Below are 22,542 nucleotides of genomic sequence, written 5' to 3'. Positions count from 1 at the left end.
GGCCCCCTCACTGCGGGGGCCGCACGCGTTGTTCGTTTCCTGTCATAAAACCGGGCTATGCTGGTCGTTTCTCTCGGTAACAGGATCGGCCGATGTCTCTGCGTCGTGGGGTATTTGTCTGCGTTGCGCTGCTGGCGGCTCTCGCCATCGCGCTCTATTACGGGTTGAAGCCCGACCATCCCGATGCGCTGTGGCGCATCGTCAGCCAGCAATGTCTGCCCAATCAGCAAGCGCATGACAACCCGGCGCCCTGCAAGCAGGTGGATGTGCAGGCCGGCTTCGTGGTGTTTAAAGATCGCAACGGACCGCTGCAATACCTGCTGATGCCCAGCGCCAAAATCACCGGGATAGAAAGCCCGGCGGTGCTGGATGCCGCCACGCCGAATTTCTTCGCCCAGGCCTGGCGCGCGCGCCACGTGATGGCGGAACGCTATGGCAAACCCATCGACGACGGTGATATTTCACTGGCCATCAATTCGGAATATGGCCGCACGCAAAACCAGCTGCACATTCATATCTCCTGCCTGTTGCCGGCGGTAAAACAGCGCTTGGCGCAGATCGGCCCCGATTTCATCGAGCAATGGCAACCGCTGCCCGGCGGCCTGTTGGGGCATGACTATCTGGGGCGGCGGGTAACCCCTGCCGAGCTGGAGCAACAGGGCGCCTTCCGCCTGTTGGCTGCCGGCCTGCCGCGCGCCGACGGGCGCATGGGCAGCTTCGGCCTGGCGATGACCGCGCTGCCGGACGGCGATTTCCTGCTGCTGGCGACCGAGCGCAGCCTGCTGCCGTTCACCCTGGCCTCGGCGGAAGAGATCCAGGATCACGACTGCCGGCTGCTTACGCCACCGCCGCGCGCCTGATTATTTTTTGCCTTTCATCTCCCGCAGGATCTGCCCGCACTGGTTCTCCTCGCCGCCTTCACTGGGCGAGACCAGCGCCAGCAGCGCCGCCGCCGGCGTCAGCACCGCCCCCAACGCCACCGCCGCCGCGCCGCGCGCGATCAGCGGCCCGGCTTTCACCCCGGCGTCCGGGTGCTTGAAGGTGCCTTTCACGTACAGCGGCGATCGCAGGGTCAGCACGCGCATCCCCTTGCTTTCCGGATCGATGGATAAATCCAGCCGCTCTGTGGCGAGGTTAGTGTTGCCGGTGATGTTGATCACCGCGTTCTCGGTGTCGAACACGAACAGCCGCGGCGCGGCGACGCCGCTGCGGATGCCGACGTCCGCCGCCGCGCAGTTGATGCCTACCACGTCGTCACCGAACAATTGCGCCACCAGATAGTTGCCGACGTTCAGACCGAGGATCTCCATCAGGCTACGGCTGATCACCCCGTTATTGATCAGCAGGCGCAGATCGCCGTTGCTGGTCGCCAGCAGCTCGGCCACCGAATTACCGCTGCCCGTCAGCCTGGCGTCGCCGTTCATCTGCCCGAGGCTGCGCTTCATCGCCGCCACGTTAGGCAATAGCTGTTTGAGCTGGAGTTTGCGCGCGTGCATATCTACCTGGCCGCGCATCGGCTTTTTGCCGCCGTCGAGGCGCACCACGGCGTTCAGGCTGCCGCCCGCCATGCCGAAGCGCAGCGGATCCAGACGCAACTCGCCATTGTTCAGCTTCAGGTGCGTGGCCAGATCGCTCAGCGGTAAATCGCTGCCGCGCTCGATGCGCGCGGCGGCAAACTTCACGTCCGCATCCATCTTGCTCCAGCTTTGCGTATCGAACTGTTCAACCGGCAGCACCTTATCCGCCGGCTGGCGGCTCTTCTCGCCGCGGCCGGCTTTGGCAGCGTTGGAATCCGCGCCGATCAGCGGCGCCAGATCCGCCAGCCTCAGCTGCCGGGAGCTCACCGCGCCACTCAGCGTCGGCCGCGGTTTAGCGGCAACGTATTTCAAGTCGCCATGAATGTCGCTGTCGCCGATTTTGCCGTCGAATTTCTGATATTCGAACACGGCGCCGCCCGGCTGGTGCAGGCGGGCAATCAGATGGCCATCGGTCGCATACGGCGGCGTGTTCGGCAGCAGCACGCCGGTCAGGCCATAGAGATTCCCCAGGCTTTCACCGGAAAATTTCAGCTGCACGTCCAGGCCGCCGAGGTTCAGCGGATCGGACAAGGTGCCCGCCACCGCCACCCGGGTGCTGCCGGAGCGCACGTCGGCCTGCAGCGGGAACGGCAGATCGGCGCTCTGCAATGACAGCATGCCGCCGATCTTGCCGCTGCCGCTCAGCGGTTCGCCGTTATATTTGCCTTTCACTTGCCAGCCGAAAACATAATCGGGTGTAGCGACCTTGCCGCCGCGCTGTTTGCCGGTCACTTCACTGAACGGCAGCGGTTTGCCGAGCGGATCGATAACGGCGCGGAAATCCGCCTTCAGCGTGGCGTCTTTAAAGGCGATCTGTCCCTTGTCGAACACGATATCGTGCACAGTGAACGACCAGGCGGAAGGCGGCTGCTTGGGATCCTGGCCGCCGGCCAGGTCAAACGTCCAGTTGTTGTCGCCGTTGGCCAGGCGTTGCAACGACGCATTCGGCTGCTTGAGCCAGATGCGCGGGATCAGCAGTTCTTTCCTCAGCAGCGCCAGCGGTGCGATGCTGGCGTCGACGCGCTGCAGCGTCACCATGCTGTCGCCGGGGATGTTTTTCGGATTACCCAACCACACGTCTTCGGCGTGAATATGCGGCCAGGGCACCCAGGCGCGCCAGCCGCCCTCATCCCGGTTACGCGACCAATCGACGCCCAGATCGCCGCGGATGGCGAAGGGCCGCCGCAGTTCGGCCGACACTTTGTCGTTGATGGTGGGCTTGAGTCGATTCCAGTCGAAGGTGGCGATAAAGATCGCCAGCGCGACGATCGCCAGCAGCACAATGCCGCCCAGCCAGCTGAAAACCTTTCCTGTTCTTGTCATAGGGCTCCCTCAGCACATAAACCGGGCTGCCGAATGAAAGGAAAAGGAATGAGCAGCCCCGTTTAAGCCTAGCTGAGGATAGCCCGGAGTTCACGCCGGCGCGCCGGGCGCGGCGAACAGCGTCGGTACGCTGTGTAAAGTTTCAAAGCACGCCGGGCGGGAAAGATAGTAGCCCTGCGCGGCCAACGCGCCGGAACGCTGCACCAGCCGCCATTCCTGCTCGGTTTCCACGCCTTCGACGATCACCCCGTCGCTGTGCTGGTTCATCATCTTGATCAGGGTGCCGAGCAGCTGTACGCCCTCTTCCGACTGTTTAAGCAAGGTGAACAATTCGCGCGCCACCTTGATGTATTGATAGCGCCAGGCGCCGACGGCGGAGAAGTTGGCCAGCCCGCTGCCGAAATCGTCCAGCCACAGCCGTTCGCCGCCGACGATCTGCTGCAACGGGCGGTTTGACGCCGTTGCGGCTTGCTCCACCAGCTCGAAGCGCAGGTAGGGCATCTCGGCGATCTGCCGTTGCAACGCGTCATGACGCTGCAACGCTTGCAGCGCCATACCGTCGATATTGACCGACACCATCACCGCGTGGCGAATGAACAACGCCTGCCAGCGCTGCAACAGCGCCAACTGCTCCTGGATCACCCGCAAACGCTGGGCGACGCCGAGCGAGGCAAAATACTGTTCCGGGGATTGCCGTTTGTCCGGCTCATTAGGGTGATACACCGCCGTCAGCAGTTCCACCGCCAGCAACGCGCCGCTGGTGCGATAAATCGGCTGGAAGGTATACAAGCGCCGGCATTGCCGCCAGTAGCGCCGCGATTTGGCGCAGGCATAGAGGGCAAAACAGGGCGCCAGCAGACCCGAGATCAGGTTGGTTATCATCGGTACTATCGCCGTGGCGGGGAAGTGAGAGCGCTGCCGCTGTTTCTTTACCCAGCTTATCGGCCGCGCCGCGTAAAACTTTAAGCACGAATTACCGCAGGCTTTCCTCTTCACCCTGTTGGCGTTGGTCGATCGCGATCATAAAAAATTAAAACACTGTTTTAATTTATTGACTCCCTGACCGCCTTACGTGGAGACTGGCGGCTGTTGCTTCTTCTTTAGCCAGGGCTTATTGACGATGACTATCCGAAATCTCGCCGTGATCGGCGAATGCATGATCGAGCTGTCACAGCAGGGCGCACAGCTGACGCGCGGCTTTGGCGGCGATACCCTCAACACCGCCGTCTACCTTGCCCGCCAAATGCCGGAACAGACGCTGCAGGTGCATTACGTCACCGCACTCGGCACCGACAGCTTCAGCGGCGAGATGCTGCTGGCCTGGCGGCAGGAGAACATCGAAACCGGGTTGATTCAGCAGTTGGACAACAAACTGCCGGGCCTGTACGTGATCGAAACCGACGCCGCCGGCGAACGCACCTTTTACTACTGGCGCAACGACGCCGCCGCCCGGTATTGGCTTGCGGGCCCCCAGGCCGACGCACTGTGCGACCGATTGGCGCAATTCGATTACCTGTACCTCAGCGGCATTAGCCTGGCGATCCTCGCGCCTGCCGACCGCACGAAGCTGCTGGCGCTGCTGCGCCGCTGCCGTGCCAACGGTGGTCTAGTCATCTTCGACAACAACTACCGTCCGCGCCTGTGGCCAAGCCGTGAGGAAACGCAGCAGGCCTACCGTGAGGTGCTAGCCTGCACCGACATCGCCTTCCTGACGCTGGATGACGAAGCGTTGCTGTGGGGCGCGCAGCCGGTTGAACAGGTGGTGGCACGCACGCAGGCGCTCGGCGTCGGCGAGATCGTTATCAAACGCGGCGCAGAGGCCTGCCTGGTGTTCAGCGTGGAGGGAGAGCGGCTTGAGGTACCGGCGATCGCACTGCCGCCGGAGCGCGTGGTGGATACCACCGCAGCAGGCGACTCTTTCAGCGCCGGTTACCTGGCGGTACGCCTGAACGGCGGCAGCGCCCAGCAGGCGGCGCAGCGCGGCCATCTGCTCGCCGCATCGGTGATCCAACATCGCGGCGCCATCATTCCCGCAGCAGCGATGCCCAACCAATAAGACGACGGCGAGGTGACCTCGCCGCCGGCGCAATGGCTCCCAGACGTATTGATGAGAGGATGATTGAAGAATTTCCCTGGCGTTGGCTTATTGATACCCAGAACTGCTAAGCTCAGGTCTTGGCATTGCCGACTTTTTGAATTTATTAGCCGAGTATAAATTTCAATCCGCCGCACTGACTAGCTGGACTTTGGTGCAGGTCGGGCTGAATCGCCGAACGACAGGGAGGTTACCGATGGCCGTCGCATTCGCCAACGCCGTCGCCGCAAGACTGCATCTGGACAGCCGGCTGCACGCCTTCGGCAGATTCAAATATGCTTATTTGACCTTCAACAAACACCATCCCGATCGCCATCTGTTGGTATCGAGCTACCCGCAAGAATGGTTGAACATCTACAGCGACAATCGCTATCAACGCATCGACCCCGTCGTGCGCACCGCCCATAGCCGCTGCGCGCCCTTTATGTGGCACGACACCCCAATCACCACCGAGGATCGGCATTACCGGAAGATCTTCAGCCAGGCACGGGAGTACGACATCGTGCACGGCTGCAGCTTTGTTTTGCACGATCACGACAACAACCTGGCGATCTTGTCGATCAGCGCGACGGCGGCCGATGACGCCGAACTGCGGCAGCTGATGGAAGACGAAAGGGCCAACCTGCAGATGGTCTTGGTCGATACCCACCAGCACGCGCTGACATTGGCCAATGCCGAGGCGAACCGGACGGATCGACTCTCGCCGCGCGAAGGGGAAATTCTCTATTGGGCCAGCCAGGGCAAAACCTACCACGAGATCGCACTGATCCTGGGGATCAAAACCCGTACGGTGAAGTTTCACATCGGCAATGCGGTGCGTAAGCTGGGGGTCACGAACGCCAAACACGCGATCCGGCGCTGTCTCGAGCGTCAGCTTATCGCACCGCCGGAAGCATAAAAAAGCCGGCATCGCTGCCGGCTCTTTGTGCTTTGCCTTGCGGAAAATCAGCCCGCGACGGCGATGCGTTTCATGTCAGTCATGTAGCCACGCAGTTTACGGCCAACGGTTTCGATAGGGTGGCTGCGCACCGCTTCATTCACGTCGCGCAGTTGCGCGTTGTCCACCGCCGTACCCGCCACGGCTTTGCCCAAATCGCCCGCCTGCAGAGTGGTCATGAAGTCTTTCAGCAACGGCACCGCCGCGTTGGCGAACAGGTAGTTGCCGTACTCCGCGGTATCGGAGATGACCACGTTCATTTCATACAGACGCTTACGCGCAATGGTGTTGGCGATCAACGGCAGCTCGTGCAGTGACTCGTAGTAAGCCGACTCTTCGATGATACCGGCATCGACCATGGTTTCGAACGCCAGCTCGACGCCTGCTTTCACCATCGCCACCATCAGCACGCCGTGATCGAAGTACTCTTGTTCACCGATCTTGCCTTCAAACTGCGGCGCATTCTCGAACGCGGTTTTGCCGGTCTCTTCGCGCCAGGTCAGCAGTTTCACGTCGTCTTCCGCCCAGTCGGCCATCATGCCGCTGGAGAACGCGCCGGAGATGATGTCGTCCATGTGCTTCTGGAACAGCGGTGCCATGATGGTTTTCAGCTGTTCGGACAGCGCATAGGCACGCAGCTTAGCCGGATTGGACAGGCGATCCATCATCAGCGTGATGCCGCCCTGCTTCAGCGCTTCGGTGATGGTTTCCCAGCCGAATTGAATCAGTTTCTCGGCGTAAGCCGGATCGGTGCCCTCAGCAACCAGCTTGTCGAAGCACAGCAGCGAACCCGCCTGCAGCATGCCGCACAGAATGGTCTGCTCGCCCATCAAATCGGATTTCACTTCGGCCACGAAGGAAGATTCCAGCACGCCGGCGCGGTGGCCGCCGGTCGCCGCCGCCCAGGCCTTGGCGATCGCCATGCCTTCGCCTTTCGGATCGTTTTCCGGGTGAACCGCAATCAGGGTCGGCACGCCGAAGCCGCGCTTGTACTCTTCACGGACTTCGGTGCCCGGGCATTTCGGCGCTACCATCACCACGGTGATGTCTTTGCGCACCTGCTCACCCACTTCAACGATGTTGAAGCCGTGGGAGTAACCCAGCGCCGCGCCGTCTTTCATCAGCGGCTGCACCGCGCGCACTACGGAAGAGTGCTGCTTGTCCGGCGTCAGGTTGACCACCAGATCCGCCTGCGGGATCAGGTCTTCGTAGGTGCCGACCTTAAAGCCGTTTTCGGTCGCCTTGCGCCAGGAAGCGCGCTTCTCGTCGATCGCTTCTTTGCGCAGGGCATAGGCGACATCCAGACCGGAATCGCGCATGTTGAGCCCCTGGTTCAGGCCCTGGGCGCCACAGCCGACAATCACCACTTTTTTACCTTTCAGGTAGCCGGCTTCGTCAGCAAATTCGTCGCGCGCCATAAAGCGGCATTTACCCAATTGCGCCAACTGCTGACGCAGGTTCAATGTGTTGAAATAGTTAGCCATGGTGGTACTCCGGTTTGATGTTGTCTTGCATTGTTATTTTCATTCCCCGCCCTGTCTGTGCGGAGATTCGTTAAACTCAATGTATAACAGGAAATGCGTTGCTTAAATTGATATATTGAGAACGTGACATTGCAATTTTTGCAACACTCTCACTGCGAGCGTATCGATATGGATTTACGTGATTTAAAGCTGTTCCTGCATCTGGCCGAAAGCCATCACTTCGGGCGCACCGCCAAGGCGATGCACGTCAGCCCGTCGACGCTCTCCCGCCAGATCCAGCGGCTGGAAGAGATCCTCGGGCAGCCGCTGTTCCTGCGCGATAACCGCACCGTGCAGCTCACCGACGCCGGCGAACAGCTGAAAGAATTCGCCCAGCAAACGCTGCTGCAGTATCAGCAGCTGAAGCACTCGCTCGGCCAGCACGGCCCTTCGCTGAGCGGCGAACTGCGGCTGTTCTGCTCGGTGACCGCGGCGTACAGCCACCTGCCGCCGATCCTCGACCGCTTCCGCGCGCAGCACCCGCTGGTAGAGATCAAGCTGACCACCGGCGACGCCGCCGACGCGGTCGACAAGGTGCAGTCCAACGAGGCCGATCTCGGCATCGCCGGCCGGCCGGAAACGCTGCCCGCCAGCGTGGCGTTCACCAAAATCGGCGAAATTCCGCTAGTGCTGATCGCGCCGGCGCTGCCCTGTGCGGTGCGCAGCCAGGCGTTCGCCGACAAGCCCGACTGGGCCGAGATCCCGTTCATCCTGCCGGAGCACGGCCCCTCGCGAAAACGCATCGAGCTGTGGTTCCGCCGCCATCGCATCAGCAATCCGCTGATTTACGCTACCGTCGGCGGCCACGAGGCCATCGTGTCGATGGTGGCCCTGGGCTGCGGCATCGCGCTGATCCCAAGCGTGGTGGTGGACAACAGCCCGGAGCCGGTACGTAACCGCATCTCGCAGCTGGATAACATCTCGATGGTCGAACCGTTTGAACTGGGGGTCTGCGTTCAGAAAAAGCGCCTCAGCGATCCGTTGATCGACGCCTTTTGGCGGTTACTGCATCCCCGCTGACGCGGGGTTTCAAAGGTCTGCCGGATCGATCTGCTTCATCGTCTCTACCTGCATCAACCAGTGGTAGAGCGGCTCAAGCTGCAAAAATGCCCCGGCCAGCAGCGACGCCAGATCGGCGTTGAACAGCTTTTCCACTTCGCTGTCCGTCACCATCACCGCAAACGACTTGCGGTTGTACCAGGTGGCGATCTCCGCCGCCTGTTCCTTCACCAGCGGGCGCTTGTAGCGCTCGCCCACCAGCTCGAACGGCGGCCGGCAGCAGGCGGCCACCTCCAGGAAAGGCTGCGGCCGCTGCCTCAGCGTATGGCGGAACAGATCCATGGTCGGCTTGTTGGCGCTGTAGTAGCCGAGCCCATAGCGCAGCATGTCCGGCCCCAGTTCGAAAAAGTAGACCGGCGCGTCTTTCCAGTCTTTACTCGGGCGCTTGAACGTCAGCCACATGCGGCTGCGGTAGCGCGATTTATCGTGAGAAAACCGCGTATCGCGATGAATGCGCGACAGCGTTTTGCCGATCGCCGGGCGGGTCTCGAACTGCGGGTCGATCGCCAGCATGCCGGGAGCCAGTTGCTCCACCAGCGCGCGAAACGGCGCCAGCAGCTCGCGATCGTAGATGTCGCGATTGCCGTCGAACCAGGCCTTATCGTTCTCGATCCGCACCTGCTGCAGGAAATTCAGGCCCTGCTGGCTAAAGCCTGAGAAAGGTTGCGTCATAAGTTTTTCCGTTCTGACGGTTTATCGGGTGTTGCGCAGATCTTCCCTCTGCCAACGGCGTTTGATAAACACGCGCCGACGCGTGCGGAAATAGGCGACATACAGGTAGAACGCCGCCCGGTTACTGAACAGCGCACCGCCAACCACGCCCCCCAGCAGCAGGGCGCCGGTGGCGATCCCGGTCATGCCCGCCGCCCACGCCGCCGCGGCGCCGAGGCAACACAGACCGAGCATGCCAAGGTAATATTGCAACAATACCACCCCGCTGTTTTTACCCTGCACCAGTTGGAACAGGATCAACGTCATCCACACCGCCACGATCGCGCCGCTGCCCATCAACACGGCGGCGGAGGTCTTGCCGCTCCAGGCGGCCGCCACATCCGTGACCAGACCCATCACGCCCGCCAGCCCCAGCGTCAGGCACACCATCAGCAACATGACATTGCCGACGCCCGGCGGCGACAACCGCTGGCCCGGCGTCATGAAATGCTGCTCGAGCTGCGCATCCACACCGGCGAAAAGTGCGCGATCGCGCGCCGCGATTTGGCTTTCCATCTCCCGACCCTGCACGATCAGGCGTTTAATCATCCACTCCGCCATTACCTCACCATCTGCGGCAATTTCTGCATAATGCCCACAAAATACTGCCCGGTGGTTTTCACATTCACCGGCGCCGACAGGGTGCCGCTGATGCCGCTGCCGACAAACGTCAACGCGTTATTGAGCGCCGAGTGCAATTGCTGGCGCAGCCCGTTTTGGATCGCTTCCGTCGGGTAGCGTTTCGGATACAGGCCGTTCTTCACCATCTCTTTCAAGACGTTGTTGGAAATTCCCGGATTTTCCGCCCGAATGATGTTTTCGGTCAGTCGCTTCCTTTCGCTGCGGGGCATGCTTTTCAGCCACTCCGTCGCCTTGCGCGCCGAAATGCGGCGCATGGCACGATAGGTCATCGTCGCTTCCTTCAGGGCAGCCCCGGCGCTGGCCAGCGAGATCACATCGAGCACGGTACTGGTGGCGATATACCACTGCTCTGAATCGAGCTGAGCCAATTCATCGCCTTTCCCGTCATAAAGCTTGTTGACGCGGTACAGCCCATTACCGCACTGCAACGCGCTGGCGGCCATGCCGGCATAGCCCAGATAAGCCACCGCTGAGCTGGTACCGCCGGTAAATGGCACGGCGACGCTGCCCGACGCCAGTAAAAAGACCGATACCAGCAGCGTTCCACACGACAGCGCGGCCGAGGCCAGCTCTTTGCTGACGCTGGGTTTGCTCAACGCTTCCGACAGCGTATTGGTCGCGGCAACGCGCGAGGTATGAGCCACCGTTTTGCTGATGACCACGTGGGTCACCTGCGAAGCGTTCGAGTAACCGGTGTGCTGCGTCGGGCGGACTAAAAATGAGTTTTGCCCGTCGGAAAAAATAATTCCCACGCCATGAAAGGCGAGGCTGCAGTCCAGCGAGTCCTGCAAGGCTTGCAGATTAATATCGCGATAGAATTCTTGTACGCCGGTATTGCCCAACAGGCGGGCAAACTCGGCGTTGGTCAAATCGTCTTCGGGAGAACCGAACGGCGTAGAAAAAGCAGTTTTCATTGTCGTGCATCCCTATACGTCAGAAGTCTTGGCAGTATAAAAATGCACGACAAAATCACAACCGCGCAACCCATAAACTGACTCATGCGTCACGGTTACTTATCAATTCGACTCACCCCTGCAAAAAGAAGCGGAACGCCGGGTTGTCGGTTTCATCGTGGCAATCGTAGCCCAGCGCCTGCAGGTGCCGCTCGAATTCCGGCTCGCTTTGCGCCAGCTCGAAGGCCGCCAGCACCCGGCCGAAGTCGGTACCGTGGCTGCGATAGTGGAACAGCGAGATGTTCCAGTGCGTGCCCAGCGTCTGCAGGAACTTCAGCAGCGCGCCCGGCGACTCCGGAAACTCAAAGCTGTACAGCCGTTCGCGCAGCGGCTTCGACGGACGCCCGCCCACCATGTAGCGCACGTGCAGTTTAGCCATCTCGTCGTCCGACAGATCCACCACCTGATAACCGTCGGCGTTGAGTTCGTCGATGATCTCCCGCCGTTCGGCGTGGCCGCGCGTCAGCCGCACGCCGACGAAAATGCAGGCGTTGTCAGCATCGGCGTAGCGGTAGTTGAATTCGGTCACCGAGCGCCCGCCCAGCAGTTGGCAGAACTTGAGGAAGCTGCCCTGCCGTTCCGGAATGGTCACCGCCAGCAGCGCTTCGCGCTGTTCGCCCAATTCGCAACGCTCGGAAACGTAGCGCAGCCCGTGGAAGTTGAGGTTGGCGCCGGACAGCACGTGCGCCAGACGCTCGCCCTGAATATTGTGCTGCTGGACGTACTTTTTCAGCCCCGCCAAAGCCAGCGCGCCGGAAGGTTCGGCAATGGCGCGCACGTCCTCGAACAGATCTTTGACCGCCGCGCAGATGGCGTCGCTGTCCACGGTGATCACGTCGTCCAGATACTCACGGCACAGGCGGAAGGTTTCGTCGCCGATGCGCTTCACCGCCACGCCTTCGGCGAACAGCCCGACGCGCGCCAGATCCACCGGATGGCCGGCATCCAGCGCCGCGCGCAGGCAGGCGGAGTCTTCCGCTTCGACGCCGATCACTTTGATCTGCGGCATCAGCTGTTTGATCAGCACTGCCACCCCGGCGGCCAAGCCGCCGCCGCCGACCGGCACGAAGACCCGATCCAAATGCGCGTCTTGCTGCAACAGCTCCATCGCCAGCGTGCCCTGCCCGGCGATCACCGTCGGGTGATCGAACGGCGGCACGAAGGTCATGCCCTGCTGTTGGGAAAGCTCGATTGCCTTCGCTTTGGCCTCGTCGAAATTGGCGCCGTGCAGCAACACTTCGCCGCCGAAGCCGCGCACCGCATCCACCTTGATGTCCGCGGTGGACACCGGCATCACGATCAGCGTTTTGATCCCCAGCCGTTTACCGGAGAAGGCGACGCCCTGCGCGTGGTTGCCGGCCGAAGCCGTCACGACGCCGCGCGCCTTCTGCTCTTCATCCAGCCCGGCGATCATCGCATAGGCCCCGCGCAGCTTGAAGCTGTGCACCGGCTGGCGATCTTCGCGCTTCACCAAAATGGTGTTGCCGAGGCGCGAAGAGATTTTGCTCATGGCCTGCAACGGGGTGACTTGCGCCACCTCGTAAACCGGCGAGCGCAGTACAGCTCGCAGATATTCCGCGCCGCAGGGGGCGCTGGGTAGGGGTTGAGAGACCGCCATGCTGCTTATCCCCCCAGTTTGCTCTTGTCGCGCACCGCGCCTTTGTCGGCGCTGGTGGCCAACGAGGCGTAAGCGCGCAGCGCGAAGGACACCTGACGTTCACGATTTTTCGGCGTCCAGGCCGCGTCGCCGCGCGCCAGTTCCGCCTCATGCCGCGCCGCCAACTCCTGCTCGCTGACATCCAGCTGGATACCGCGATGAGGAATGTCGATCGCGATCATGTCGCCGTCCTGCACCAGGGCGATCAGGCCGCCGTTAGCCGCTTCCGGCGAAGCATGGCCGATGGACAACCCGGAGGTGCCGCCGGAGAAACGCCCGTCGGTGATCAGCGCACACGCCTTGCCCAGCCCCATCGATTTCAGGTAGGTGGTTGGGTAAAGCATTTCCTGCATGCCCGGCCCGCCTTTCGGCCCTTCGTAGCGAATCACCACTACGTCGCCCGCCACCACTTTACCGCCGAGGATCGCTTCTACCGCGTCGTCCTGGCTTTCATACACTTTGGCCGGGCCGCGGAAGGTGAGGATTTCTTTGTCCACGCCGGCGGTTTTGACGATGCAGCCGTTTTCCGCCAGGTTGCCGTACAGCACCGCCAACCCGCCGTCCTGACTGTAAGCGTGCTCACGGGTGCGGATGCAGCCTTCCTTGCGGTCGGTGTCCAGCGAATCCCAGCGGCAATCCTGAGAGAATGCCTGCGTGGTGCGGATACCGGCCGGCCCGGCGGAGTACATTTTCTTGACGCTTTCGTCGCGGGTCAGCATCACGTCGTAAGCTTCCAGCGTCTGCGGCAGGGTCAGCCCCAACACGTTGTTCACCTCGCGGTTCAGCAAGCCGGCGCGATCCAACTCGCCAAGGATGCCGATCACACCGCCGGCGCGGTGCACGTCTTCCATGTGATATTTCTGCGTGCTCGGCGCCACCTTGCACAGATGCGGCACTTTGCGCGACAGGCGATCGATGTCTTCCATGGTGAAGTCCACCTCGCCTTCCTGCGCCGAAGCCAGCAGGTGCAGCACGGTGTTGGTCGAGCCGCCCATGGCGATGTCCAGCGTCATGGCGTTTTCAAACGCCGCCTTGTTGGCGATATTGCGCGGCAGCGCGCTTTCGTCATCCTGCTCGTAATAGCGTTTGGTCAGCTCGACGATGCGCTTGCCGGCGTTGAGGAACAGTTCCTTGCGATCGGCGTGGGTGGCCAGCAGCGAGCCGTTGCCCGGCTGCGACAGGCCCAGCGCTTCGGTCAGGCAGTTCATCGAGTTGGCGGTAAACATGCCGGAGCAGGAGCCGCAGGTCGGGCAGGCGGAACGCTCGATCTGCTCGCTGTCGGCGTCGCTGACGTTCGGGTTCGCGCCCTGGATCATCGCGTCTACCAGATCCAACTTGATGATCTGGTTGGAGAGTTTGGTTTTGCCAGCTTCCATCGGGCCGCCGGAAACGAAGATCACCGGAATGTTCAGGCGCAACGCCGCCATCAGCATGCCCGGGGTGATCTTGTCGCAGTTGGAGATGCACACCATCGCGTCGGCGCAGTGGGCGTTCACCATGTATTCGACCGAGTCGGCGATCAGCTCGCGCGACGGCAAAGAATAGAGCATGCCGCCGTGGCCCATGGCGATGCCGTCATCCACCGCGATGGTGTTGAACTCTTTGGCCACGCCGCCGGAGGCTTCGATCTGTTCGGCGACCAGTTTGCCCAGATCGCGCAGATGCACGTGGCCCGGCACGAACTGGGTAAAGGAGTTGACCACGGCGATGATCGGCTTGCCGAAATCGGCGTCGGTCATCCCGGTCGCGCGCCACAATGCGCGGGCACCCGCCATATTGCGGCCATGGGTGGTGGTGGCGGAACGGTACTTAGGCATGCTCTTTTCACTCCAAATGTATTTATGACAGGCGGCGAACGAACCGCCTGGATATTCTTATCTTGTCTGTCTTGTCGTCCGCCACGCGGCGCGGCGAGCCTTGTCGTTACGGGTTTACCGGATCCAGCCAACCGTATTTGTCTTCGGTCTTGCCGCTGAACAGGCCGAAGAACGCCTGTTGGATCTGTTTGGTCACCGGGCCGCATTTGCCGATGCCGACCTGAATGCCGTCCACGCTGCGCACCGGCGTGATTTCCGCCGCGGTGCCAGACATGAACACTTCGTCGGCCAGGTACAGCGATTCGCGCGACAGCACCTGCTCGCGCACCTCGAAGCCCATGTCTTTCGCCAGCTTGATGATCGCGTCGCGGGTGATGCCCGGCAGCGCCGACGAGGTGAACGGCGGGGTATAGAGCACGCCGTCTTTCACTTCAAACAGGTTCTCGCCCGCCCCTTCGGAAATGTAACCGTGCACGTCGAGCGCAATGCCTTCCTGATAGCCGTGGCGGCGCGCTTCGCTGCCCACCAGCAGGGAGGAAAGATAGTTGCCGCCGGCCTTGGCCGCAGTGGGGATCGTGTTTGGTGCTACGCGGTGCCAGGAGGAGACCATCGCATCGATGCCTTGATCCAGCGCTTCTTCACCCAAATAAGCGCCCCAAGGAAACGCCGCGATAATCACGTCCGTTTTATAACCGGCCGGCGGGTTGACGCCCATGCCGACATCGCCGACGAACACCAGCGGGCGAATGTACGCGCTGACCAGGTTGTTCTTGCACAGCGTAGCGCGGCAGGCTTCCATCAGCTCGTCGACGCTTTGCGACACCGGCATGCGGTAGATTTTCGCCGAATCGTGCAGGCGCTGCATATGCTCGCGATGACGGAATACCACTGGCCCCAAGTGCGAGTCATAGCAGCGTACGCCTTCAAACACCGACGTGCCGTAATGCAACGCGTGCGACATCACGTGCACTTTGGCCTCGGCCCAAGGCACCATCTCACCATTGAACCAAATATAATCGGCTTTCTTAGTCATTGTTATTTATCCTTCTCAGCGCCTCAGGCGCGTATTTGTTGTGATGTTGGCTGCTGGATCTCGACGCAGGAGACGTCCATCAGTTTGCTTAATTGAGATGACAACAGGGCGACCGGGCGCGGGCTGGCAACGGTCAATTCGATATTGATGCTGTCGGCGTTGGCCGGGGAAACCATATTCATAGCACAAACCTGAAAGCCGCGATGACGCACGACCCGCAATACGCGCTCTAACATTTCGGGGCGAAAACGCGCCTGGATCGAGAGTTGATGCTGCATCATGATATTTCCTCCAACATGGTTTCGTTACCGGCGCCCGGCGGCACCAGCGGCCAGACGTTTTCGAGTTCGTCGATAGAGACCTGCAGCAGATAAGGGCCCTCGGTATTGAACAGCGCCTCGAGCGCGCCCTCCACCTGATCCTTGCGGCTGATGCGCTGGCCGGGAATGCCGAAGGCGGCGGCCAGCATCAGGAAGTCGGGGTTATCGGACAGGTTGGTTTCGCTGTAGCGGCCGTCGAAGAACAGCTGCTGCCATTGGCGCACCATCCCGAGACGCTGGTTGTCCAGCAGCACGATCTTCAGCGGTAGCTGTTTGCGCTTAATGGTGCCCAGTTCTTGCACGTTCATCATGAAGGAGCCATCGCCCGAGACGCAGATCACCGTATCTTGCGGACGCGCGATCTGGGCCCCGACCGCCGCCGGCACGCCGAACCCCATGGTGCCGAGGCCGCTGGAGGTGATGAAATTCTCCGGGCGCTCGAACGTCATGTGCTGCGCGCTCCACATCTGGTGCTGGCCGACGTCGGTGGTCACCACGCTGTTGGCCGGCTTGCGGGCGGACAGCTGGCGCAAGAACAGCGGCGCGTAGATCGGCTGGCCGGGGTGATCGTAGCGGCAGGCGTGCTCGGCTTTCAGCGCTATTACCTGCTGCTGCCAGGCGGCGATGTTCAGCGGGCGCTGCAACGCCGGCAGCAACGTTTTCAAATCGCCTTGCAGGGCGACATGCGCCTGGCGCAGCTTGCTCATCTCCGCCGGGTCGATATCCATGTGGATCACTTTGGCGTGCGGCGCGAAGGCGTTCAGCTTGCCGGTCACGCGGTCATCGAAACGCGCGCCGACGGCGATCAACAGATCGCACTCCTGCACCGCCAGGTTGGCAGCCTTGGTGCCGTGCATGCCCAGCATACCGAGGTACAGCGGATCTTGCGCATCCGGCGCGCCCAGCCCCTTCAGGGTGGCGACGTTCGGCATGCGGGTCACGGCGATGAACTCGCGCAGCGCCGGCACCGCCTGGGCCATGCCCACGCCGCCGCCGACGTACAGCATCGGTTTGTGCGCCTGCGCCAGCAGCTCGGCCGCCTCTGCCAACGCCGCCGCCGGGAACGCCGGCGCTTCATCGACCGGCATCAGGTGCGGATGCAGGTCGCCCTGCGCCAGCTGGATGTCTTTCGGGATATCGATCAGCACCGGGCCGGGACGGCCGCCGGCGGCGATGGCGAACGCTTCCGCCATGATGCCCGGCAAGGCGTCCAGCGATTCCACCAGGAAGCTGTGCTTGGTGCAGGCCAGAGACAGGCCGAGAACATCGATCTCCTGAAAGGCATCGGTGCCGATCAGCGCGGACCCCACCTGGCCGGTGATGGCGACAACGGGAACGGAATCGAGCAGCGCATCCGCCAGGCCGGTGATCAGGTTGGTGGCGCCGGGGCCGGAAGTGGCGATACAGACACCGACGTTGCCGGTGGCGCGGGCGTAGCCGATGGCGGCCATGGCGGCGCCCTGTTCATGGCGGCACAGCAGGTGTTCCACGCCGCCGTCGTACAGCGCATCATACACCGGCATGATTGCCCCGCCCGGATAGCCGAATACGGTATCCACCCCCTGCGTACGCAACGCTTGAACTACCCACTGAGCGCCATTCATAGTTATTTCCCCGCCTTACTTCGACAACTGCAGGATTTTGTTCTGTTTTTCATGCTCTGCCCCTTGCTCCACTTTTCTCTTGCCAATAAAAAACCCCCGGACCTGACGGTGCGGGGGTTCTCTTGCGATTCCGGCTTGTTTGCTAAGCCTTTCTTCGTCCAAGTGCAGCCCCGCACGGTGGGATAATAATCACCACCACGCTAATCACGACTAGGCTAATCACTTGGGCAAAGGCTTTCATAATGGGTTTGTTCACTGTGCTCATTCAGAACTAATGCTTACAGAGGTACCACAGCCGCGCGCGACATGACAACACTTTTTTTGCGTTATTATTCGGCGCAATCTGGTCATACCTCACGCGAATCGCCTCTCTTTCATACGTTGGCGCGCACGCCCGGATTTCTCACCGCGTCGGTGATCGCCTTGCCGCGCGTATCCTTGCCGAAGAACACCAACAGGGCGATCGCCACCACCACCGTACCGGCAACGATCGCCATCGCCAAGCCGTAATTATGCCCATGATGCTCGGCGATGGTGGCTTGCAGCGTAGCGTTGACCGAGGCGATCAGATTGCCCAGCTGGTACACGAACCCCGGCAGCACCGCACGGGTGTTGGCCGGCACCAGTTCGGTCAGGTAGGTCGGTATCACACCCCAGGCACCCTGCACCATGAACTGCATCAGGAAAGCGCCGATCCCCAACATTAGCGAACCGCTGGAAAATGCCCACAATGGGATCACCGGTAAGGCCAGCAACGCGGCGATAATGATCGCTTTTTTACGACCGATTTTTTCCGATAATGAACCGAAGAAAACGCCACCGATAATTGACGCGATATTGTAGCTAATGGCGATGATACTGACAGTTTTAGGATCGAAACCATGCTGAACTTTCAGAAACACCGGATACAGATCCTGCGTGCCGTGAGAGAAGAAATTGAACGCCGCCATCAGCAGCACCAGATAGCAGCATAGCTTCCAGTGGCTCTTCAACACCGGCAATAAAGCCGTACTTTCTTTGCGCTCACGTGCCGCCAGCCACACTGGCGACTCCTGCACGCAATAATAAATAAACGGCAGCAGCAGGATCGGCGCCGCGCCGATGACGAACATGCCGCGCCAGCCGACCGTTTCGAACAGCAGGCCGTACACCACCGCCGCCAGCAGATAACCGAACGGATAGCCGGCCTGGAAAATGCCCGACATCAAGCCGCGCGAGCGGTCCGGTATGGTTTCCATCGCCAATGACGACGCCACACCCCAGATACCGCCCATCGCAACGCCGTACAACACTCGTAACAGCAAGAAGACCGTCAACGAGGGCGCGGCGGCGGAGAGCAGCTCAAACACCGAGAAGAAGACGATATTCAGCATCAAGATCGGTTTGCGGCCATATTTTTCCGCCGCACGCCCGAAGATCAGCGCGCCGATCGGGCGCACCGCCAGCGTGAGCAGAATAGCCAACGTGACCTGTTCCAGACCGACGTGAAAGGATTGTGCGATGTCGCTGAGTAAAAATACCAGCACGAAAAAATCGAAAGCGTCGAGCGTCCAGCTTGAAAAACTGGCAATTGCCGCGTTGCGTTGCAGCGGGGTCCAACCAAACATAGTGTTATCCCTACCGTAGAGTACGAAGTCAGGAGGTTTAGCGGCTGCCGGGCAGACTGCGGCGGCGGTCGGAGTGTGTTAAAGAAGTGATTTTTATTTTAATCAATTGTTAAATACACCCGTTAACCCTATGGTTGCAATGCGTATGGGCCGCTAATGTGTTGCAGCCTTCAGCGAATTGTTAATGGGTATTGCAGCAGGTTGCGAGACGGTTCGCACAATCTCGTTCAATTCGATGAAAATCAGTGATTATGCTGCGAGTTTCATGGAAAAAATGCCAAGAACGCCGCGCGGTACCTGGATAAATCGCGCATCATGCCGCCCTTAGCAAGGAGAGCGATATGTCACTGGCGGTAATCTATAGCCGCGCCATCATCGGCGTTCAGGCCCCTTCCGTGACGGTGGAGGTGCATATCAGCAATGGCCTGCCCGGCCTGACGCTGGTCGGTCTGCCGGAAACCACGGTAAAAGAGGCGCGCGATCGGGTGCGCAGCGCCCTGATCAACAACGGTTTCACCTTTCCCGCCCGGCGCATCACCGTCAATTTGGCACCGGCCGATCTGCCGAAAGAAGGCGGGCGTTACGATCTGCCGATAGCGCTGGCGATCCTCGCCGCCTCCGAGCAACTGCCCCTCGCACCGTTGGCACGCTACGAGTTTCTTGGCGAGCTCGCGCTGTCCGGCGCACTGCGTGCGGTCAGAGGCGCCATCCCGGCGGCACTGGCGGCGGCTGACGCCGGGCGACAATTGATCCTGTCGACGGACAACGCCGCCGAGGTCGGACTGATCGCACAGTCACAATCCCATACCGCCCAACACCTGTTGGAGGTCTGTGCTTTTTTACTCGGCCAGGGCGAACTGCCGGTGGCCGTCACACCTCCCGCAGCCGGCAATGCGTACGAAAACGCCGATCTGCGCGACATCATCGGCCAGGAGCAGGCCAAGCGGGCGCTGGAGATCGCCGCCGCCGGCGGGCATAACCTGCTGCTGATTGGGCCGCCGGGCACAGGCAAAACCATGCTGGCCAGCCGACTGACGGGCTTACTGCCGCCGCTGACGGAGCCTGAGGCGCTGGAAAGCCTGGCGATCGCCAGCTTGCAACACCCTGTTCTGAGCGCTCTGCCATGGCGCCAGAGGCCGTTTCGCGCGCCGCATCACAGCGCATCGATGGCGGCATTGGTCGGCGGCGGCTCACTGCCGCGTCCGGGCGAGATATCGATGGCGCATAACGGCGTGCTGTTTCTGGATGAGCTACCGGAATTCGAGCGTAAGGTCCTGGATGCGCTGCGCGAGCCGTTGGAATCCGGCGAGATCGTGATTTCACGCGCCAACGCCAAGGTCTGTTTCCCTGCCAGAGTACAGTTGATCGCGGCAATGAACCCCAGCCCGACAGGGCATTATCATGGGTTGCACAACCGCGCCTCGCCGCAGCAGGTGTTGCGCTATCTGGCCCGGCTGTCAGGGCCTTTTCTCGACCGTTTCGATCTGTCTATCGAAGTGCCGCTGTTGCCGCCGGGTACGCTCAGTAAGCGGCAAACGCAGGGAGAAAGCAGTGAGCTGGTTCAGGAAAGAGTGCAACTGGCACGCACCCGCCAGCTCGAACGCGCCGGTAAAGTCAATGCGCTGTTGAGCAACCGCGAAGTAGAACGGGATTGCGTGTTGCAGCCGGCAGACGCCGAGTTTCTGGAAGCGACATTAAACGCGTTAGGGCTATCGGTACGCGCCTGGCAGCGCATCCTGAAAGTGGCTCGCACGCTGGCGGATTTGGCGGGAGATACTGAGATCGACAGGCGCCACCTCAGCGAAGCGCTGGGCTATCGCAGTATGGATCGTCTGTTGTTACAGCTGCATCGCAGTCTGGAATGAAAATGGGGCCCGCAGGCCCCATCGTCTTTAGTCTTCGCTGTCGCTGTAATCTTCCACTGCGTCAGCCTGCGGTTTACCGCCGGACAGAGTATGGAATTTCTTCGGGCGACGTGTGCGCGCCAGATATTTAGCCCATACTTTTTCCTGCTCGGTAGCCGCTTCGCGCTCACCTCGGCACACTGCGACGAACAGCTGTTCTTCTTCAGTCGCTGGCTGGCGTTTACCCGAGTCCAGCTCGTTAAACGCGTAGCCGAAACGCTCTAGCAATTGCGCCTCTTTAATGGTGAAATCGCCGTGACGGGAGAACCCGCGAGGGTAATGTTTATTATCAAAAAAACGATTGGTCGTGGTGAAGCTATCCGCCATCTGACACGCTCCTAATTCTCTTATGGCCGTGCTGTTTATGGCGCGGAGTATTAGATAGGCTTGACAGCGTGTAAAACAAAACATTTAAATCTTAACGACAAATTTTTTTGGAGATAGGTGTGGATACCGAATTACTGAAAACCTTTTTGGAGGTCAGTAGAACGCGTCACTTTGGCAGAGCCGCAGAATCTTTGTACTTAACGCAGTCCGCGGTCAGTTTCCGCATCCGTCAGTTAGAAAACCAGCTGGGCGCAAATTTATTTACCCGTCATCGCAATAATATCCGCCTGACGCCTGCCGGTGAGCGGCTTCTGCCCTATGCCGAAAGCCTGATGAACACCTGGCAGTTGGCGAAGAAGGAGGTCGTGCGTTCGCTGCAACACACCGAGTTGTCGATCGGCGCTACCGCTTCGCTGTGGGAGGCCTATCTGACCCCTTGGTTGCAGGCGCTCTATCAACAACGCGAGGCGCTGCAGCTCGAAGCCAGGGTGGCATTAAGGCACTCTTTGGTAAAACAACTGCATGAAAGGCAGCTCGATTTACTGATCACCACCGAACCGCCGAAGATGGACGAATTGGCCAGCCAACAGATGAGCAATTTCTCATTACGCCTGTTCTCATCCGCGTATCGTGACAAACAGGCCCCAATGCCCTACATCAAGCTGGAATGGGGAGCCGACTTCCACCAACAGGAAAGCCGCATGTTGGAAGGTGATAACGTGCCAGTCCTCACGACTACCTCCGCTCATCTGACGCGTCAGTTGCTGGAAACCACGGGCGGATGCGCTTTCCTGCCCAGCCAGTGGGAAAAGGAGTATCCGCAGCTGGTGGCCACTACTGAGATCCCGCCGATTATCCGCCCACTGTATGCCGTCTGGTTGCAAAACAGCGATCAACAGCCTTTGATTCGGCAATTACTTAAAATACCTTTAAATACCGCAGCCTAAAGCATTATGGCGGCCTTAAATGCCGTCATCGTGGTAATGACTGTCTATCATGCCAAAAGCCGCCCATCGCCTTCTGAGAGAAGATAATGCAAAACGATAAGAGAATCCGGAGGCGTGCAGGGTAAAGCTCGGAAGAACATGAAGCAGCCAGGATCGGGCAAACCTCGGCATATAGCGTCAAAAGCGCTCTTTTCCAAAGCGGGAATGCACTAAGGGAAGGGATAATAGGTAAAAAAAAACCCTTTGCTTTCGCAAAGGGTTCTTAATATGGCAGGGGCGGAGAGACTCGAACTCGCGACACCCGGTTTTGGAGACCGGTGCTCTACCAACTGAGCTACGCCCCTAAATCTCGCTTAACATTATGCCTGCTAATAAAGCAGGCATAATTAAATAAGTGGCGGAACGGACGGGGCTCGAACCCGCGACCCCCTGCGTGACAGGCAGGTATTCTAACCAACTGAACTACCGCTCCACCGATTCTTTTACGTTGCATCTCTCGATGCCGG

At 60.4% G+C, this 22,542-nt stretch carries 20 protein-coding genes and 2 tRNA genes; 6 read left to right on the top strand and 16 right to left on the bottom strand.

Annotation, left to right across the window (positions count from 1 at the left end; genetic code table 11):
• Window positions 1–92 precede the first annotated feature (92 nt).
• The gene (locus QMZ29_RS10605; protein WP_025304633.1) at window positions 93–860 is read left to right on the top strand and encodes a CDP-diacylglycerol diphosphatase; all 768 of its coding nucleotides are present in this window, start codon (window positions 93–95) and stop codon (window positions 858–860) included.
• Here the strand turns inward: QMZ29_RS10605 and QMZ29_RS10600 are convergent, their stop codons facing one another.
• Together QMZ29_RS10600 and pdeH are read right to left on the bottom strand one after the other, a co-directional pair.
• Window positions 861–2,900, bottom strand: coding sequence for an AsmA family protein (locus tag QMZ29_RS10600; protein ID WP_261427310.1), 2,040 nt, complete (start codon window positions 2,898–2,900; stop codon window positions 861–863). It lies immediately after the preceding gene.
• Window positions 2,901–2,990: 90 nt separating this feature from the next.
• A complete protein-coding gene (pdeH, locus tag QMZ29_RS10595) occupies window positions 2,991–3,782 on the bottom strand; it encodes a cyclic-guanylate-specific phosphodiesterase (RefSeq protein WP_043142934.1) in 792 nt (263 codons plus the stop codon).
• Window positions 3,783–4,020: 238 nt separating this feature from the next.
• Here pdeH and kdgK point away from each other — a divergent pair, with 238 nt between their 5' ends.
• Both kdgK and QMZ29_RS10585 read left to right on the top strand, forming a co-directional pair.
• Complete coding sequence (kdgK, locus tag QMZ29_RS10590; RefSeq protein ID WP_049209490.1) at window positions 4,021–4,956, top strand: 2-dehydro-3-deoxygluconokinase; 936 nt, start codon at window positions 4,021–4,023, stop codon at window positions 4,954–4,956.
• A gap of 235 nt (window positions 4,957–5,191) precedes the next feature.
• Window positions 5,192–5,893, top strand: a complete 702-nt coding sequence (locus QMZ29_RS10585) for a LuxR family transcriptional regulator (RefSeq protein WP_261427313.1) — start codon at window positions 5,192–5,194, stop codon at window positions 5,891–5,893.
• A 47-nt stretch (window positions 5,894–5,940) separates the two neighbouring features.
• Here the strand turns inward: QMZ29_RS10585 and ilvC are convergent, their stop codons facing one another.
• Window positions 5,941–7,416 carry a ketol-acid reductoisomerase gene (gene ilvC / locus QMZ29_RS10580; protein WP_025304638.1) on the bottom strand — a complete coding sequence of 492 codons (1,476 nt, stop codon included), beginning with the start codon at window positions 7,414–7,416 and terminating at the stop codon, window positions 5,941–5,943.
• Window positions 7,417–7,584: 168 nt separating this feature from the next.
• Here ilvC and ilvY point away from each other — a divergent pair, with 168 nt between their 5' ends.
• Window positions 7,585–8,475: an HTH-type transcriptional activator IlvY gene (gene ilvY / locus QMZ29_RS10575; RefSeq protein WP_004929971.1), complete on the top strand. Its 891-nt coding sequence runs from the start codon at window positions 7,585–7,587 to the stop codon at window positions 8,473–8,475.
• 9 nt (window positions 8,476–8,484) lie between these two features.
• On the opposite strand, the gene QMZ29_RS10570 is transcribed toward ilvY, so the two are convergent.
• The 10 genes from QMZ29_RS10570 to QMZ29_RS10525 form a co-directional block, all read right to left on the bottom strand.
• Window positions 8,485–9,186, bottom strand: a complete 702-nt coding sequence (locus tag QMZ29_RS10570) for a DUF2461 domain-containing protein (RefSeq protein ID WP_141999152.1) — start codon at window positions 9,184–9,186, stop codon at window positions 8,485–8,487.
• Between the two features lie 21 nt (window positions 9,187–9,207).
• On the bottom strand, window positions 9,208–9,786 hold the full coding sequence (ssi4, locus tag QMZ29_RS10565) for an immunity protein Sip4 (RefSeq protein WP_025304641.1): 579 nt from the start codon (window positions 9,784–9,786) through the stop codon (window positions 9,208–9,210).
• Window positions 9,786–10,781: an Ssp4 family T6SS effector gene (gene ssp4 / locus QMZ29_RS10560; protein WP_025304642.1), complete on the bottom strand. Its 996-nt coding sequence runs from the start codon at window positions 10,779–10,781 to the stop codon at window positions 9,786–9,788. Before ssp4 ends, ssi4 begins: the two co-directional genes overlap by 1 nt.
• A gap of 112 nt (window positions 10,782–10,893) precedes the next feature.
• Window positions 10,894–12,438 carry a threonine ammonia-lyase, biosynthetic gene (gene ilvA, locus QMZ29_RS10555; protein ID WP_197827001.1) on the bottom strand — a complete coding sequence of 515 codons (1,545 nt, stop codon included), beginning with the start codon at window positions 12,436–12,438 and terminating at the stop codon, window positions 10,894–10,896.
• Window positions 12,439–12,443: 5 nt separating this feature from the next.
• Window positions 12,444–14,294 (bottom strand): dihydroxy-acid dehydratase, encoded by a 1,851-nt coding sequence (gene ilvD / locus QMZ29_RS10550; RefSeq protein WP_015379395.1) that lies wholly within the window; start codon window positions 14,292–14,294, stop codon window positions 12,444–12,446.
• Between the two features lie 106 nt (window positions 14,295–14,400).
• Entirely contained in the window at window positions 14,401–15,327 is a 927-nt protein-coding gene (locus QMZ29_RS10545) for a branched-chain amino acid transaminase (protein ID WP_261427319.1), read from the bottom strand.
• A 23-nt stretch (window positions 15,328–15,350) separates the two neighbouring features.
• The gene (gene ilvM, locus QMZ29_RS10540) at window positions 15,351–15,608 is read right to left on the bottom strand and encodes an acetolactate synthase 2 small subunit (protein WP_004929955.1); all 258 of its coding nucleotides are present in this window, start codon (window positions 15,606–15,608) and stop codon (window positions 15,351–15,353) included.
• Complete coding sequence (gene ilvG / locus QMZ29_RS10535; protein WP_261127970.1) at window positions 15,605–17,251, bottom strand: acetolactate synthase 2 catalytic subunit; 1,647 nt, start codon at window positions 17,249–17,251, stop codon at window positions 15,605–15,607. The genes ilvM and ilvG overlap by 4 nt, the downstream gene beginning before the upstream one ends.
• Window positions 17,252–17,393: 142 nt before the next feature.
• Entirely contained in the window at window positions 17,394–17,492 is a 99-nt protein-coding gene (gene ilvL, locus QMZ29_RS10530) for an ilv operon leader peptide (protein WP_013814970.1), read from the bottom strand.
• 133 nt (window positions 17,493–17,625) lie between these two features.
• A complete protein-coding gene (locus QMZ29_RS10525; RefSeq protein WP_261427322.1) occupies window positions 17,626–18,858 on the bottom strand; it encodes an MFS transporter in 1,233 nt (410 codons plus the stop codon).
• A 341-nt stretch (window positions 18,859–19,199) separates the two neighbouring features.
• Here QMZ29_RS10525 and QMZ29_RS10520 point away from each other — a divergent pair, with 341 nt between their 5' ends.
• On the top strand, window positions 19,200–20,723 hold the full coding sequence (locus QMZ29_RS10520; RefSeq protein ID WP_261427324.1) for a YifB family Mg chelatase-like AAA ATPase: 1,524 nt from the start codon (window positions 19,200–19,202) through the stop codon (window positions 20,721–20,723).
• Between the two features lie 27 nt (window positions 20,724–20,750).
• Here QMZ29_RS10520 and QMZ29_RS10515 read toward each other — a convergent pair whose 3' ends face one another.
• Entirely contained in the window at window positions 20,751–21,089 is a 339-nt protein-coding gene (locus QMZ29_RS10515) for a MaoP family protein (protein WP_004929946.1), read from the bottom strand.
• 119 nt (window positions 21,090–21,208) lie between these two features.
• On the opposite strand from QMZ29_RS10515, the gene hdfR reads away from it, so the two are divergent.
• A complete protein-coding gene (gene hdfR, locus QMZ29_RS10510; protein WP_197769844.1) occupies window positions 21,209–22,036 on the top strand; it encodes an HTH-type transcriptional regulator HdfR in 828 nt (275 codons plus the stop codon).
• A 268-nt stretch (window positions 22,037–22,304) separates the two neighbouring features.
• Here hdfR and QMZ29_RS10505 read toward each other — a convergent pair.
• Together QMZ29_RS10505 and QMZ29_RS10500 are read right to left on the bottom strand one after the other, a co-directional pair.
• Window positions 22,305–22,380: transfer RNA gene (locus tag QMZ29_RS10505), tRNA-Trp, on the bottom strand.
• Window positions 22,381–22,431: 51 nt separating this feature from the next.
• A tRNA-Asp gene (locus QMZ29_RS10500) sits at window positions 22,432–22,508 on the bottom strand.
• Window positions 22,509–22,542 lie beyond the last annotated feature (34 nt).

The organism is Serratia sp. PF-27, from assembly GCF_030053255.1.
Classification (GTDB): Bacteria; Pseudomonadota; Gammaproteobacteria; order Enterobacterales; family Enterobacteriaceae; genus Serratia; species Serratia bockelmannii.
Note: the sequence above shows the minus strand (reverse complement) of the source record. Positions and strands in the feature narration are given on the sequence as shown.

Excerpts from the sequence above, each read along its gene's own strand:
- QMZ29_RS10525 (WP_261427322.1), bottom strand. The coding sequence starts at position 18,858 with ATGTTTGGTTGGACCCCGCTGCAACGCAACGCGGCAATTGCCAGTTTT.
- QMZ29_RS10545 (WP_261427319.1), bottom strand. The coding sequence starts at position 15,327 with ATGACTAAGAAAGCCGATTATATTTGGTTCAATGGTGAGATGGTGCCT.
- pdeH (WP_043142934.1), bottom strand. The coding sequence starts at position 3,782 with ATGATAACCAACCTGATCTCGGGTCTGCTGGCGCCCTGTTTTGCCCTC.
- QMZ29_RS10570 (WP_141999152.1), bottom strand. The coding sequence starts at position 9,186 with ATGACGCAACCTTTCTCAGGCTTTAGCCAGCAGGGCCTGAATTTCCTG.
- ilvM (WP_004929955.1), bottom strand. The coding sequence starts at position 15,608 with ATGATGCAGCATCAACTCTCGATCCAGGCGCGTTTTCGCCCCGAAATG.
- ssi4 (WP_025304641.1), bottom strand. The coding sequence starts at position 9,786 with ATGGCGGAGTGGATGATTAAACGCCTGATCGTGCAGGGTCGGGAGATG.
- ssp4 (WP_025304642.1), bottom strand. The coding sequence starts at position 10,781 with ATGAAAACTGCTTTTTCTACGCCGTTCGGTTCTCCCGAAGACGATTTG.
- ilvA (WP_197827001.1), bottom strand. The coding sequence starts at position 12,438 with ATGGCGGTCTCTCAACCCCTACCCAGCGCCCCCTGCGGCGCGGAATAT.
- QMZ29_RS10520 (WP_261427324.1), top strand. The coding sequence starts at position 19,200 with ATGTCACTGGCGGTAATCTATAGCCGCGCCATCATCGGCGTTCAGGCC.
- QMZ29_RS10605 (WP_025304633.1), top strand. The coding sequence starts at position 93 with ATGTCTCTGCGTCGTGGGGTATTTGTCTGCGTTGCGCTGCTGGCGGCT.
- QMZ29_RS10585 (WP_261427313.1), top strand. The coding sequence starts at position 5,192 with ATGGCCGTCGCATTCGCCAACGCCGTCGCCGCAAGACTGCATCTGGAC.
- ilvG (WP_261127970.1), bottom strand. The coding sequence starts at position 17,251 with ATGAATGGCGCTCAGTGGGTAGTTCAAGCGTTGCGTACGCAGGGGGTG.
- ilvL (WP_013814970.1), bottom strand. The coding sequence starts at position 17,492 with ATGAAAGCCTTTGCCCAAGTGATTAGCCTAGTCGTGATTAGCGTGGTG.
- QMZ29_RS10515 (WP_004929946.1), bottom strand. The coding sequence starts at position 21,089 with ATGGCGGATAGCTTCACCACGACCAATCGTTTTTTTGATAATAAACAT.
- ilvD (WP_015379395.1), bottom strand. The coding sequence starts at position 14,294 with ATGCCTAAGTACCGTTCCGCCACCACCACCCATGGCCGCAATATGGCG.
- QMZ29_RS10600 (WP_261427310.1), bottom strand. The coding sequence starts at position 2,900 with ATGACAAGAACAGGAAAGGTTTTCAGCTGGCTGGGCGGCATTGTGCTG.
- ilvC (WP_025304638.1), bottom strand. The coding sequence starts at position 7,416 with ATGGCTAACTATTTCAACACATTGAACCTGCGTCAGCAGTTGGCGCAA.
- ilvY (WP_004929971.1), top strand. The coding sequence starts at position 7,585 with ATGGATTTACGTGATTTAAAGCTGTTCCTGCATCTGGCCGAAAGCCAT.
- kdgK (WP_049209490.1), top strand. The coding sequence starts at position 4,021 with ATGACTATCCGAAATCTCGCCGTGATCGGCGAATGCATGATCGAGCTG.